The 13267-nt window shown below is 57.5% G+C and carries 10 protein-coding genes; 8 read left to right on the forward strand and 2 right to left on the reverse strand.

Annotation, left to right across the window (positions count from 1 at the left end; all coding sequences use genetic code 11):
• Window positions 1–20: 20 nt before the first annotated feature.
• Window positions 21–809 carry a carbon monoxide dehydrogenase subunit G gene (locus tag ATY77_RS18980; protein WP_088688553.1) on the reverse strand — a complete coding sequence of 263 codons (789 nt, stop codon included), beginning with the start codon at window positions 807–809 and terminating at the stop codon, window positions 21–23.
• Window positions 810–989: 180 nt separating this feature from the next.
• Between ATY77_RS18980 and ATY77_RS18985 the strand changes: the two genes are divergently transcribed.
• Genes ATY77_RS18985 through ATY77_RS19000 form a run of 4 tightly spaced genes read left to right on the forward strand, consistent with a single transcriptional unit; the run spans window position 990 to window position 5495 of the window.
• Window positions 990–1874, forward strand: coding sequence for an FAD binding domain-containing protein (locus tag ATY77_RS18985; RefSeq protein WP_088688554.1), 885 nt, complete (start codon window positions 990–992; stop codon window positions 1872–1874).
• The gene (locus tag ATY77_RS18990) at window positions 1871–2350 is read left to right on the forward strand and encodes a (2Fe-2S)-binding protein (RefSeq protein WP_088688555.1); all 480 of its coding nucleotides are present in this window, start codon (window positions 1871–1873) and stop codon (window positions 2348–2350) included. Before ATY77_RS18985 ends, ATY77_RS18990 begins: the two co-directional genes overlap by 4 nt.
• A complete protein-coding gene (locus ATY77_RS18995; protein ID WP_088688556.1) occupies window positions 2347–3108 on the forward strand; it encodes an N-acyl homoserine lactonase family protein in 762 nt (253 codons plus the stop codon). Before ATY77_RS18990 ends, ATY77_RS18995 begins: the two co-directional genes overlap by 4 nt.
• The gene (locus ATY77_RS19000; protein WP_088688557.1) at window positions 3105–5495 is read left to right on the forward strand and encodes a xanthine dehydrogenase family protein molybdopterin-binding subunit; all 2391 of its coding nucleotides are present in this window, start codon (window positions 3105–3107) and stop codon (window positions 5493–5495) included. Before ATY77_RS18995 ends, ATY77_RS19000 begins: the two co-directional genes overlap by 4 nt.
• A 37-nt stretch (window positions 5496–5532) precedes the next feature.
• On the opposite strand, the gene ATY77_RS19005 is transcribed toward ATY77_RS19000, so the two are convergent.
• Entirely contained in the window at window positions 5533–6495 is a 963-nt protein-coding gene (locus tag ATY77_RS19005; RefSeq protein WP_245314372.1) for a helix-turn-helix domain-containing protein, read from the reverse strand.
• 212 nt (window positions 6496–6707) lie between these two features.
• Here ATY77_RS19005 and ATY77_RS19010 point away from each other — a divergent pair, with 212 nt between their 5' ends.
• The 4 genes from ATY77_RS19010 (at window position 6708) to ATY77_RS19025 (ending at window position 13004) form a co-directional block, all read left to right on the forward strand.
• Window positions 6708–7331 (forward strand): nucleotidyltransferase family protein, encoded by a 624-nt coding sequence (locus tag ATY77_RS19010; protein WP_088688558.1) that lies wholly within the window; start codon window positions 6708–6710, stop codon window positions 7329–7331.
• Window positions 7332–7602: 271 nt separating this feature from the next.
• The gene (locus ATY77_RS19015) at window positions 7603–9489 is read left to right on the forward strand and encodes a methyl-accepting chemotaxis protein (protein ID WP_245314373.1); all 1887 of its coding nucleotides are present in this window, start codon (window positions 7603–7605) and stop codon (window positions 9487–9489) included.
• 624 nt (window positions 9490–10113) lie between these two features.
• Window positions 10114–11931 carry a TRAP transporter large permease subunit gene (locus ATY77_RS19020; protein WP_210199546.1) on the forward strand — a complete coding sequence of 606 codons (1818 nt, stop codon included), beginning with the start codon at window positions 10114–10116 and terminating at the stop codon, window positions 11929–11931.
• An 80-nt stretch (window positions 11932–12011) separates the two neighbouring features.
• On the forward strand, window positions 12012–13004 hold the full coding sequence (locus tag ATY77_RS19025) for a TRAP transporter substrate-binding protein (protein WP_190237670.1): 993 nt from the start codon (window positions 12012–12014) through the stop codon (window positions 13002–13004).
• The last annotated feature ends 263 nt before the right edge of the window (window positions 13005–13267 follow it).

Consider the following 13267-nt stretch of genomic DNA (forward strand, 5'->3'; position numbering starts at 1 on the left):
TGCCAGACGTCCGGTTCTTGTTATCGAGCTCGGACGCCAAAGAGGTAGCCAATCGCCGCAGCCATTATCAACTGCACGGCGCTTGCCAGATCGGGAGACATTCGACCGCGGTCATCACCTGCCGGCAGAAGGCTGGGAAGCAGGCCGCCATAGACCGCCCACAACGCAGCCAACACGGACACGAACACCACAAACGCTAGGATTGGCATCGAAGGACCCGCGCGCGCGACTGCAACCGCAGGCGACGGCCCGGGACTAAATGCTGCCTCTATCCGCGCGCGATCTCTGGTAATGGACCTTTCGTCCTTCTGGGAGACACCTTCGGATTTCGGCGGGGTCAACCTGCCTGGGTCAACAGCCGCGTCCTGCCGCGCCTGGATCTCTTCCGCGAACCGTTTGAAGAATTGGCCCGCCATTTGTTTTGCAGTAACATCAATCAGCCTGCCACCAAGCTGCGACAGCTTGCCACCGATCTGTGCATCAACGGTGTAGATGAGCACGGTTCCGCTGTCAGCCGGTTCCAGTTTCACGGTCGCGACGCCCTTCGCAAAACCCGCAACGCCGCCCTGCCCCTCACCCGTAATCTTATACCCGTTAGGCGGATCAAGGTCCGAGAGCGTTACCGCCCCTTGGAAGCGCGCTTTTACCGGACCGACTTTCATAACCGCAATGGCGGTCATTTCCGTGTCCGAAGACTTTGTCAGTTCCTGACATCCTGGAATGCAACCTCTGAGCACCTCCGCATCGTTGAGCGCGGCCCATACGTCTTCCCTCGTCGCCGGAATTAACTGCTGGCCTGACATTTCCATGCGTACATCTCCTCACCTGATAATTGGATGTAGCCGCCTTGGACGGCGAAATCACATTGCTTGACATTCCTACCTTAAGTCTAATAATGCAAGTGATAATTCGAGCTTCGCATTGAACCGCCATGCGGGAGGACAATACGTGTCGAGGAAGTTAGTTTCGCAGGTGAGGTCGCAGCCGAGATGAAGCCCGCGCCGTTTGACTACATCGCGCCCACCACGATCGATGAGGTCGCCGCGGCACTTGCGGCGGCCGAGGGAGACGGTAAGATCATCGCGGGGGGCCAGAGCCTCATGCCGATGATTAATTTTCGGCTGGTAAAACCGACCATCCTCATCGACATCAACCGGGTGGCGGGCCTCGATCGGATCGAACTGCACGGAGATCGGGTGAGGATCGGCGCGACAGTACGCCATCACACGACCGCGACAGACGCGATCATCCGCCAACACTTGCCAATCGTGCATGAGGCGATGCATCACGTCGCGCATATGACAGTGCGCAACCGCGGTACCTTCTGCGGCAGCGTCGCGCATGCGGATCCAGCGACCGAGATGCCGATGATGACACGGTTTCTCGATGGGACGGTTATCGCCTACTCTCAGCGCGGTAGACGCGAAATACCTGCAGCCGAATTTTTTGTCGGATCGCTGGTCAACTCGCTGGAACCGGACGAGTTTGTAATTCGCGTCGAGCTCGACGCGATGAGACCGGATGCCGGATGGGGATTTGAGGAGTTTGCAAAACGCCACGGGGACTTCGCACTCGCCTGCTTTGCGACGACGCTGCATCGTGTAGATGGCATGGCGTCTGACGTTCGCGTTGGCATGATGGGCGTTGGTGAAACCCCGCTGCGGCTTGAAGAGATCGAGGGCATCATCGAGGGGACGGATGTTTCCGAGCCGGTTCTCGATATGGTGGCGGATCGCCTGGCTGGGATCCTCACGCCCAACACGGATATCCATGCCTCTGCGGATTTCCGTAGACATCTCTCCGGTGTCCTCGCCAAACGAGCCCTTCGCGCCGCCTGGAGCCGCGCGAACCACGAAAGGCTTCAAGCAAGATGAGTGAGAAGACGATCACCGTCGGCGTCAACGGCGTGTGTATGACGCGCACGATCGAAGCACGAATGCTGCTGAGCGACTTCCTGCGCCAGGACCTTTGCCTGACCGGAACCCATGTCGGGTGCGAACATGGCGTTTGCGGTGCCTGCACCGTCATTCTCGATGGAAGGAGCGCACGCTCCTGTCTGACGCTTGCAGTGCAGGCGGACGGGAGCGAAATCGAAACCATCGAAGGCCAGGGAAGCGTCGATAAACTCGGGCGAATCCAAGAAGCGTTCCGCCAGCATCATGGCCTGCAATGCGGATTCTGTACGCCCGGCTTCATCATGGCGATCACCGACCTTCTTCGCCACCATCCGCTGGAAACCGATGAGGAGATCAGGGAAGCGCTGTCGGGGAACATCTGTCGCTGTACGGGCTATGAAAACATCGTCAACGCCGTCCGCGAACTGGCTAAGGAGAGAGGACCTCTGAGATGAAGATGCATTTTCTTGACGGCGGCCGGCTTCGTATGCGCCGGTCCATCTACGTCCCCGGGGCGCTGAAGGAAGAAGCGATCGAGTTGCCGGTTCACGCCACCCTGTTGCGCCATCCTCAAGGCAACGTGCTGTTCGATAGCGGATGCAATCCGGAGGCCGCCATCGATCCGGGCGCGCGATGGGGCGGTTTGAGCAAGGTTATGACCCCGATCTTTTCACCTGAGCAGACGGTCGTTCATCAGTTGAAGACTCTTGCTCTCGATCCGGAGGACATAGATGTTGTGATCTGTTCACATCTGCATCCCGATCATTGCGGCTGCAACGCGTACTTTCGGCGCGCAACGATCCTCTGCCACGAGGCGGAGACGCAGGCTGCAACGGCAAGCGGTGCAGAGAATCTAGGCTATCTTCGAGGAGAATGGGACCAGCCCCAGGGTTTCCAGACTTTCAATGCGGAGCATGACGTCTTTGGCGACGGGCGCATCATCTTACTGCCCATGCCGGGTCATACCCCAGGAATGACCGTCGCCCGTGTCGAGCTAGAAAAAGACGGTTCATTTATACTCGCTTCAGATGCTGCGCCGCTCCAGTCGAATATCGATACCGGTATCGCTCCGAAAAATACGTGGAACATTGAGCTGGCCGCAGAGGCACTCGCTCGCCTGAAAGCTCTTCGGGAGCGGGGAGCTAAAATCATTTCCGGCCACGACGACGCGCAATGGCAAGAGTTGCGAAAGGGTGTGGAGTTCTACGAATGAGCCATCGGGACCATTCCGTCGAGCTGAGGCCCAAACTTGTCGGCAAGCGGGTCAAGCGCACCGAAGATCCACGTCTGCTGACGGGTGTTGGTCAGTATGTCGATGACCTGGCGCCAGCTGGTATGTTGCATGTCGCATTGCGACGCTCCGACCAGCCATATGCCCGAATCCTGAACATCGATGTCGGCGATGCGTTCTCGGTTCCCGGCGTCGTCGCGATCTATGACGCGAGCGACCTGGAAGGAGAGATCAAACCGGCCATCCCGACCTCGCGCATGCCTGGTTATTACGCCACCCCCATATGGCCGCTCGCACGCGGAAAAGTTCGATATGTAGGCGAGCCGGTCGTCGCGATTGTGGCCGAAAGCCGGTACGCGGCGGAAGACGCGCTTGAACACATCACTATCGAGTACGAGCCACTGCCCTTCGCTATCAGACAGGTCGATGCGGTGAAGGACGATGCCCCCCTCCTGCATGAGGAGGCCGGCACCAACACGATCATTCGCCGCGAGTTCAAACGTGGCGACGTCGACGCGGCATTCCAGGATGCAGCGGTCACCGTGAAAGGCAAGTTTCGGATGACGCGGAAGACAGCCGCTGCCATGGAGAACCGGTCCTATCTCGCCGAATGGGACAGCCGGAAACAATCGCTCACGCTTTACACATCCTCCAATATTCCAGGCGTGATCCGCGATGTGCTTTCGGGCTGCCTCGACCTCCCAGGAACACGCATGCGCGTAGTTGCCCCCGATGTGGGAGGCAGCTTCGGCGGCAAGGGGTCGCTCTACGGCGAAGAAATTCTTGTTTGCGCGCTGGCAAGGAAGCTGAAGCGGCCAATCAAGTTCATCAGCGATCGGCTGGAAGATCTTTCCGCGACCAGTCAGGCCTTCGACGAACTGATCGAGGCCGAGCTGGCGGTAACCAAAGACGGCATGCTGATCGGCCTGCGCGCAGACGTGATCGGCGATGTCGGAGCCTACTCGATCTACCCGTGGACCGCCGCACTTGAGACGGTGCAGGTCGTCAGCTTCCTGCCCGGGCCTTATCGGATGGAGCATTACCGGGGCCGGATCCAGGGTGTCCTCACACCAAAACCCCCAACCGGTCCTTATCGTGGTGTTGGCCGCCCTTCCTCGACCTTCGCGATGGAAAGGCTTATCGAGATGGCGAGCCGCAAGCTCGGCATGGACCCGGTCGAGTTCCGCCGCAAGAACCTCGTTCGGCCCGAAGAATTCCCCTATCGCACTGCTTCCGGCATTATCTGGGACAAGTCAGCCTTCCATGAATGCCTCCAAGGAGCGTGCGATCATGTGGATTACCCCGCTCTCAAGCGCGAAAGAGACAAAGCCAGAAAGGAGGGCCGATGGATCGGAATCGGTCTGGCGAGCTATGCCGAGTTGACCGGCATTGGCTCGCGTATCTCGGTGGCGCCGGGGATGCCGATCAACACCGGAACGGAAACCTCGAAGATCGAAATCGACGCCACCGGCGCGATTACCGCGGCATTCGGGATCTCCTCGCACGGTCAGGGGCTCGAGACGACACTGGCGCAAGTCATTGTTGACGAGCTCGGCTGCAAGCTCGAGGATATCGAGATCAAGCATGGAGATAGTTCGCTGGTTCCCATGTCCAGTGGGACCTATGCCAGCCGTTCGGCGGTTCTGGGCGGCGGCGCAGCCACGCTTGCAGCTCGCAATGTGAAAGCTAAGGTCTTGCGCGCTGCCGCCTACCTGATGGAGCAAAGTGCCGAGGATCTCGACATACATGATGGCATTGTTACCAGCAGAAACTCGAACCTGACCACGACACTTAAGGAAATCGCTTCTGCGGTCTATACGCAGATGGGGCGCATTCCAAGAGACCAGCGTGAGGATCTTACGGCTTCTGAAACCTACGATCCCTATCTCGGAACCGCCTGCTCCTCGACGCATCTTGCGATGGTCGAGGTCGATCCTGAAACCTACAGCGTGAAAATCCTGCGTTATGTCGTGGCGGAGGATTGCGGCAGGATCATCAATCCGATGATCGTGGACGGGCAGATCCACGGCGCAGTGGCCCAAGGTATCGGTGCTGCGTTGCTTGAGGAAATCGTCCATGACGACCAGGGACAGGCAGTTGCCGCAAGCTTTGCCGACTATCTCGTCCCGGTCGCCAGTAGCGTTCCCGATATCGGTATCGTCCATATCGAAGCAGATCTGCCGAATAATATCGGCGGCTTTCGCGGCATGGGCGAAGGTGGCACGATCGGCGCGCCGGCGGCGATCGCAAACGCCGTCTCGGACGCGCTTTCTCACCTCGGCGTGTCCGTGGACACGCTGCCAGTTACTCCAGAGCGCATTTTCCAGATGCTTCGCCACACCAGACTGTCCCCCGATGCGCCGGATTGACACTTTCGCGTTTTTGCCTTGTGGGATAAAAGACCCTTCAAAGGTCGAAAGGGTACCTCAGGACATAGTCGGTGTCCTTGGAGGAGATGGGTTTCTTGCACTCGGAGCAGACCACGATGGCGGAAAAATCCTGTCCGCAGGCCTTATGCCGAAGCCGCATTGGTGGCTTGCCGTCTGCGAGCCACCTGTCTCCCCAAGCCATCATGACGAGCATGGGCCTGTACAGATCGAGACCCATTTCCGTAAAGCGATACTCGAAGCGTTCGCCCGCATTATAGGGAACTTTACGCAATACCCCTGCCTGTACGAGCCGGGCGAGACGGTCCGCAAGAATGTTGGTGGCAATTCCGAGATTCTCCCGCATTTCCTCGAAGCGGCGAACACCGAACCAGCCTTCTCTCAGAATGAGGAAGCTCCAACGATCGCCGATGATCGCCAGCGTCCGCGCGACGGAGCACGGCCGCACTCTTTCCAAAAGTGTCGAATCTGAGCTTCTGCGAGATGTTGGGCGCGTCTCGACCGGAGCATATCCCGCGCCCGGTCCGTCGCGCGGCGCAACTTCTTTAGCCGTAAAAGGTTCGAGACACTCGCAGCAGACAGTAATCGGATGGCATTCACACCCACAACTTTTATGAATCAGCTGTAGCGGGGCTTCGTTGCCCCCCGTCAACCACTTGTCGCCGAACTCCATGAGCGAAAGCATCGTCGGAAAAAGATCTTTACCTCGGAGCGTCAGAAAATACTGTTGCCCCGGCTCGTTGGGCCGCTTTCCGGTGCTGAGGATCTCATTTGCCACAAGGCTCGAGAGTCGGGATGAAAGCGTTTGCCGTGGAATTCCCAGACGCTGCTGAAATTTGTCAAACCGGCGCACGCCGAAATAAGCTTCTCGAAGTATCAGGAAGTTCCAGGTCTCGAATACAATCTCCATCGTTCGCCGAACTGATGACTGTCGCTGCATCAGCAAGGGTTTTTCAACATCGGGCGGGGAGGCAATATTCATGGGCATCTTTATAATCTTGTTCATCGGATAGCGACTGACCACGAGCGCGAATGAGTTGACTGTTCACACCATACATATAGGGTATCAGGTCTAATAATGAAAGCTTTCTGCGTCATAAGGAGGTTGCATGTTCAATCGGAAACGGACCCATTGCTAGTCTCAAGTGATATAGTTGGGGGCGAGGTAAATGCGCCGTGACCCTAGGAGGCAATATGGAAAGGATTGCTGACCCTTCAGAGGTGGCTGTTGTACTGCTCGCCGCAGGACAGGCACGTCGCTATGGGGCCGCCACAGACAGCAAGCTCCTGGCATTGTTCGATGGTATTCCACTTGTCAGGCGAAGTGCCGTGCGCGCCTGTGAAAGCAGGGCTCGTTCCGTTACCGCGGTCGTCGGTTTTCGAGCTCCGGAGTTGATTTCAGCTCTCTCCGGCCTTCCAATCAGCATTGCGCACAACCCCGATTTCGCCAGCGGGATGTCGAGTTCTTTGATAACCGGGATCATGACGCCCCAAGTTCGATCGGCGCAGGGAACACTGGTCATGCTGGCCGACATGCCGTCGGTTTCAACGGCTGATTTAAACTCGCTTATTGAGGCTTTCGTTGCTCATGGTGGTCGATCAATTATCGGAGCGACCTGCGGGAACATTCGCGGTAATCCCGTGATCTTTCCCAGATCCCTCCTGGGCGAGGTCGCGAGGCTTAAGGGCGATCTGGGCGCAAGAAATATTATCCGAGCTTCCGATGTGCCCGTCGTCGATTTCGATATCGGCACTTCAGCGTTGCACGATGTCGACACGGTGGAAGCATTGATCGCAGCTGGCGGTATAATATCTTGATCTTCAGAGTAAGCGAACTATTGCTCGTCGTCGCCCCTGAGTGGCAGCCTGAGGCCATTCAGCCGCCCGAGCTTACGGAAGGCGCCAGATCCGCCAGCCTTTTGTGAGGTTTCTTTCGATCATATCCTGCATTCTAGAGCGGATCGTTCTCCGCGGCCTTTGCGCCCTTCAATTTCGATTAAGGTATTACGTATAAGGTTATACCTCAATTGCAGTGCAAAAGGTTTGCTCAGGCGGAGGGGAAATAATGTGGAGGATACGGAAATTTGGCGTGGCGATACGTTTGTCTATCGCATTCGGGTTGCTGTTGTGCGCAACGGGAGTTCTCTCTCTTTCGTCAATCAGCCAGGTCGACGAGATCAATGGTAAGCTCAGCCTCATAAATGGCAGTAACAGCCAAAAATACCGGAATGGCATCGAAATGCTGGGATCGGTCCGCGATCGAGCAGTGGCATTGCGCGACATCGTTTTGACCGACTCGAATACGGATCAAGCGACGACAATCGTGATGATGAAAAAGCTGCAGGCCTCCTATGCTTCCAACTTCGCGGAGTTGCAAAAGGCCGTTAGTTCTGATGTCGCCAGCACTGCCGCTGAGCGTCGGCTCGCCGAGGGTCTGACGGCTTTTCAGAATGAAGCGGAGCCGCTCATTGCCGAACTCACCAAGCTTACGCTCGAGGGAAAAAAAGACGAGGCAAAGCCCCTGCTCTTAAATGAACTTCGACCCAAGTTGACGGCATGGATTGGTGCTCTGAATAAGTTGATCGATTATGAGCAAGCGTTAAACCAAGGCGTGGGGGGCAAAGTCAAAGCGGCTTCTGATGAATTTAAATCTCTGACCCTCACTGCGCTCGGCATAGCTGCCTTGTTCGGAGTAACCGCCGCATCGCTGACTACCCGCTCAATCATCGCACCCCTGGCGAAGCTACAGCAGTCAGTCCGTCAAATGATAGCCGGCGACATGGAGATTGACCGAAGGCTCGAGCGACGGAAGGATGAAATCGGTCAGCTCGCGAGACAGATATCCGACCTTAAGACCCATCTGTCAGAAACGGCTGAGCGCGACGCGATTGCCGAACATAATCGACAGGATGCCGAGCGGCAGCGTTTGGAGCACGAAGCGGAAGAGCGCCAGCGGACTGCCGAACAGACCAGTTCTGCCGTCGAACAAGTTGCCGATGCTTTGAAACAATTGTCGAAGGGTAACCTGCACGTTGAGCTCAATCGGCCTTTCACGGGGGCTCTTGAGCCGCTCAGATTGGACTTCAATTCAGCGATCAGCCAGCTTCGCGATGCGATGTCCGAAGTGAACGATAATGCGCAGGCGATTGCTGCGGGGGCCGAAGAAATCCGTACGTCCTCGAACGAACTCGCGATGAGAACGGAGCAGCAAGCTATAGTCGTCGAGGAAACGGCGTCTGTCCTCGCAGACATGACAAGGCAGGTGGTGGACGCAAGCCATAAAGCACACGAAGCAGGGATCCTCGTCGGCGCGACGAAGGAGAATGCCGAGAGGTCCGGCACCATAATGCGCGAGGCTGTTGAGGCTATGACGAACATTCGGTCCTCTTCGGTTGAAATAGGCAATATCATCGGCGTCATCGATGAAATCGCGTCTCAGACAAACCTCTTGGCCTTGAACGCGGGCATTGAGGCGGCTCGCGCTGGGGAGACCGGCCGTGGGTTCGCGGTAGTAGCGCAGGAGGTCAGAGACCTGGCGCAAAGGGCTGCGGCAGCTGCGAAGGAAATCAAGTCCTTGGTCGAAATATCCAACGTGCACATAAATGATGGGGTCCAGCGCGTACACCAGGCCGGCAACGCTTTGGGCGAAATCGTCGTCCAGGTGCAGAGTGTTAATCAAAACGTCGATGCCATTGCGCAAGTTTCCCGCGTTCAGGCGGACGGGCTCAAGGACATCAATTCCTCAGTAGGAAAAATTGAATCAGCGACACAACAAAACGCAGCGATGGTGGAAGAATCGACCGCTGCCGTTAACAGTCTCGCCAAGGAGGCAGCCTCGCTTTTCGAGATGTTATCCAGGTTCCAGATGGACGCCGGGCCGGCAGATACCAAAGGCGTGGAGGAGCCAGTCTTCTCTGTGGCCACTGCATCACCGGCGTGGGTCCCGCAACGAGAGATTTCCAAGCTTTCGGCGTGAGCCGCTGCCGAGCATCCCTCAGATCGACTGGATCCGGCCCTGGGGCGGATACATGGAGAAGCGGCGGCGGTATCCATCGGCAAGCGGATTTAATGACGGCGCGAGGTCGGGAAACAGGTTCGGCCTCGCGATAGGGTCATTAAACGGGACCTTGTCGGCACCAGGCATTCCCCCTGACGTAAAGGCGGGTTGTACCACCTACCGGGAAAATATTAGGCGATCGGTCGAAGTCTACTCTCTACCCACAGACATTCAATCCCGAGCAGTGCCGACGTGCTCGAGATGGCCGGTTGAGGCTGCGCCGTGGGGCCGTCAGTCAGGTCTGAACCTCAGCCGGTAAAAAAGAACTTGCTATGTTGGGTATGACATCATACCTTATACCTACGCGCAGAGGAGCACAGTGCGCGGAATTCGTGGGAACGCACTTTAGAGAACACTCCGGAACCTTGACCGGCTTTCCCGGCAGGAGCAGTGCGCCCGCGCGAGCGTGGGAGGACAGGTTTTGAGAAATACCCGACAGCGTTGCACCCGCACGCAAACGATCAGGCCTTACCGAGTGGGGAGGCCACTATGACTATTCACGGAGTCATCGAAGATGTTGCAAGGACCTCGAGCCTGGCAGCAATGGCACGCAAGATTGAACATGCCTTGGTAAGGTGCCTGGAGATACCGGTAGCACTTCTGGTGCTTTGCGAAATTCTTCTGCTGTTTTCGGCCGTCGTCGCTCGGTACGTATTCCACATCCCGCTGGTTTGGTCGGACGAACTGGCGTCAATCTTGTTCCTCTGGCTTGCTATGCTTGGCTCGGCCGTCGCTTTTCAGCGGCAGGAACACATGCGCATGACGGCGGTGGTCACCGCATTGAAGGGCGATACACGCCGCTTCGTTGAACTGGTTTCAGTCGCCGCGGCACTTGCCTTTCTCGTACTGATCCTGCCCGCATCTCTGGAATATGCCACCGAAGAGTCCTACGTCTGGACGCCCGCGATGAATATTCAGAACTCATGGCGCGCCTCGGCGTTGCCGACGAGCTTCGCTTTGATGCTTGTTTTCGCGGTGTTGCGGCTTCTGCAGAGCTCGAATCTCCGTCTCGCGCTCGGTGCGATTGCTGCCGTGGCAGCGGTCTTCTGCTTGTTTTGGGCGCTGAAGCCGGTCTTCGTTGGTCTCGGAAACCTCAATCTTCTCGTCTTCTTCGTCGGCGGCGTTGCGGCGTGTGTTTTTGGCGGCGTGCCGATCGCCTTTTCATTCGCGATCGCTACATTCGGCTACCTTATATTGACCACCAGAACGCCGCCTCTGATCATTGTCGGCAGGATCGACGAAGGTGTCAGCCATCTGATCCTTCTTGCGATCCCTCTGTTTGTGTTTCTCGGCCAACTTATCCAGATGACGGGTATGGCGCGGGCGATGGTTGCGTTCCTCGCTAGCCTTCTTGGCCATGTGCGCGGCGGGCTTCACTACGTGCTGGTGGCTGCGATGTATCTTGTATCTGGGATATCCGGATCGAAGGCCGCCGACATGGCCGCCGTCGCGCCCGTGTTGTTTCCGGAGATGAAGGAGCGCGGCGCAGACGAAGGCGATCTTGTTGCACTTCTCTCGGCGACGGGCGCCCAGACTGAGACAATCCCGCCTAGCATCGTCTTGATTACAGTGGGATCCGCAACCGGGGTATCGATCGCCGCGCTGTTCACCGGCGGCCTTCTCCCCGGCCTTATTCTTGCGGTAACCCTTTGCTTCTTGGTCCGCTGGCGCTGCCGCAACGATGACCCGAGCCACGTCAAGAGGGCAAGTCGAAGGCAGATCGGCAAGCTGCTTCTCGCTGCACTGCCTGCCCTTGCACTTCCGTTCGTTATCCGCTCAGCCGTAATCGAAGGTGTCGCCACGGCGACAGAAGTTTCGACGATCGGCATTGCTTACTCGGTTGTCGCGGGTCTGGTGTTCTATCGCCAGTTTGACTGGCGCCGGCTCAAGCCGATGCTTGTCGAGACGGCGAGCCTGTCCGGGTCTATCCTTCTGATTATCGGCGCGGCCACAGCGATGGCTTGGGGCCTGACGCAATCGGGCTTCTCGACGGCCCTGGCTCAAAATCTCTCAACGCTTCCGGGCGGTGCGGTCACCTTCATGATCGTCTCGATCATCATATTCATCATCCTCGGCAGTGTGCTCGAGGGGATACCCGCAATCGTGCTGTTCGCACCGCTGCTGTTCCCGGTTGCTCAGCAGTTGGGCATCCATCAGGTGCACTACGCCATGGTTGTCGTGTTGGCGATGGGTATCGGCCTCTTCGCCCCACCCTTCGGTGTCGGCTACTACGCTGCCTGTGCAATCAGCCGGGTCAGCCCCGACGCCGGCATGAAACCGATCGTCGGCTACATCGTCGCCATGGCCATAGGCCTTGCTGTGGTAGCCGCGGTTCCGTGGCTCTCGATTGGCTTCCTGTAGTCCGACCTCGACCAACCAAAATCCACAGAGCTTATTTGGAGGAGAACGAAATGGTAAATCTGACAAGACGCGCATTCACGATGACGACGACGCTCGGTCTCAGTGCCACGGCGCTCGGATTTTCGATGAAGCGAGCGGCCGCAGCCGAGTATTCCCTGAAGTTCGCGTTCAATCTGGCCGAAACTCATCCGATCACCACGCGCGCAAGGGAGGCGGCAGCCCGCATCCAACACGAGACAAACGGGCGGGTGGAACTGCAGGTCTACCCGAACAACCAGCTTGGTAGCGACACTGATATGCTGTCGCAGGTGAGAGCAGGCGGCATCGATCTGTTCCTGAACTCTGGTATCAATGTACTGTCCACGATGGTTCCGGCGGCCTCGATATATGGTCTCGGTTTCATTTTCCCGGACTATGACACGATTTGGAAAACGATGGACGGCGAGCTCGGTGTCGCTCTGCACAAGCTCATCGAAAAGGTGAATCTTCTGCCTATGGAAAAGATGTGGGACAACGGGTTCCGACACATCACCACCAGCACGCATCCAGTCAACTCGCCCGCCGATCTTGCCGGCATGAAGATCCGCGTCCCAGTCGGAGCGTTATGGACCTCCATGTTCCAGACGTTCGGGGCAGCTCCGGCGTCGATTAATTTCAACGAACTCTATTCGGCGCTTCAGACTAAGGTCGTCGATGGACAGGAAAATTCGCTGGCCAACATCAAGACTGCAAATATCGTCGAGGTTCAAAAATACTGCGCATTGACCCGGCACATGTGGGACGCCTTCTTCTGCGTTGCCAACAAGCGCAACTGGGAAAGCCTGCCAGCGGATGTCCAGGAGGTCGTGAGCCGCAACATCAACCAAGCCGCGCTCGATGAGCGTCAAGATATGGCCAAGTTGTCGGAGTCCCTGAAAGATGTCCTGGCCAAACAGGGTCTGGTATTCAATCAACCCGATACCGAGCCGTTCAGGCAGAAGCTTCGCGACGGTGGCTTCTACACAAGCTGGCGCGAAAAATATGGTGAGGAATTGTGGGCGATCCTCGAAAAGACGGTCGGCAAGCTCACCTAACGCCTAAAGCATACCTCCCAGCGGCCGGTTGTCCGGCTGACTCCCGGGTCTCGTGAGGAACATCACGGGGCCCGGCCTTTTTGTGACTGGGTGCCAGCGAGTCCGCCGCGTTCATGGTGCAGCGCCGCTACACTGGGAGCGCTCGGCCCGTCTTTCGTCATCAAGCGAACCCACCAGCACCCGTCGATCGGCGCGCGCGAGGTCTCGACAAATGAAAGACACTCCGCCTTGAACCAATACGGACCTACGACCCGTTGTTCCCT

Origin of the sequence: Rhizobium sp. R634 (assembly GCF_002211305.1) — a bacterium.
Taxonomy (GTDB): domain Bacteria; phylum Pseudomonadota; class Alphaproteobacteria; order Rhizobiales; family Rhizobiaceae; genus Rhizobium.

Excerpts from the sequence above, each read along its gene's own strand:
- ATY77_RS18980 (WP_088688553.1), bottom strand. The coding sequence starts at position 809 with ATGGAAATGTCAGGCCAGCAGTTAATTCCGGCGACGAGGGAAGACGTA.
- ATY77_RS18985 (WP_088688554.1), top strand. The coding sequence starts at position 990 with ATGAAGCCCGCGCCGTTTGACTACATCGCGCCCACCACGATCGATGAG.
- ATY77_RS18990 (WP_088688555.1), top strand. The coding sequence starts at position 1,871 with ATGAGTGAGAAGACGATCACCGTCGGCGTCAACGGCGTGTGTATGACG.
- ATY77_RS18995 (WP_088688556.1), top strand. The coding sequence starts at position 2,347 with ATGAAGATGCATTTTCTTGACGGCGGCCGGCTTCGTATGCGCCGGTCC.
- ATY77_RS19000 (WP_088688557.1), top strand. The coding sequence starts at position 3,105 with ATGAGCCATCGGGACCATTCCGTCGAGCTGAGGCCCAAACTTGTCGGC.
- ATY77_RS19005 (WP_245314372.1), bottom strand. The coding sequence starts at position 6,495 with ATGAATATTGCCTCCCCGCCCGATGTTGAAAAACCCTTGCTGATGCAG.
- ATY77_RS19010 (WP_088688558.1), top strand. The coding sequence starts at position 6,708 with ATGGAAAGGATTGCTGACCCTTCAGAGGTGGCTGTTGTACTGCTCGCC.
- ATY77_RS19020 (WP_210199546.1), top strand. The coding sequence starts at position 10,114 with ATGGCACGCAAGATTGAACATGCCTTGGTAAGGTGCCTGGAGATACCG.
- ATY77_RS19025 (WP_190237670.1), top strand. The coding sequence starts at position 12,012 with ATGACGACGACGCTCGGTCTCAGTGCCACGGCGCTCGGATTTTCGATG.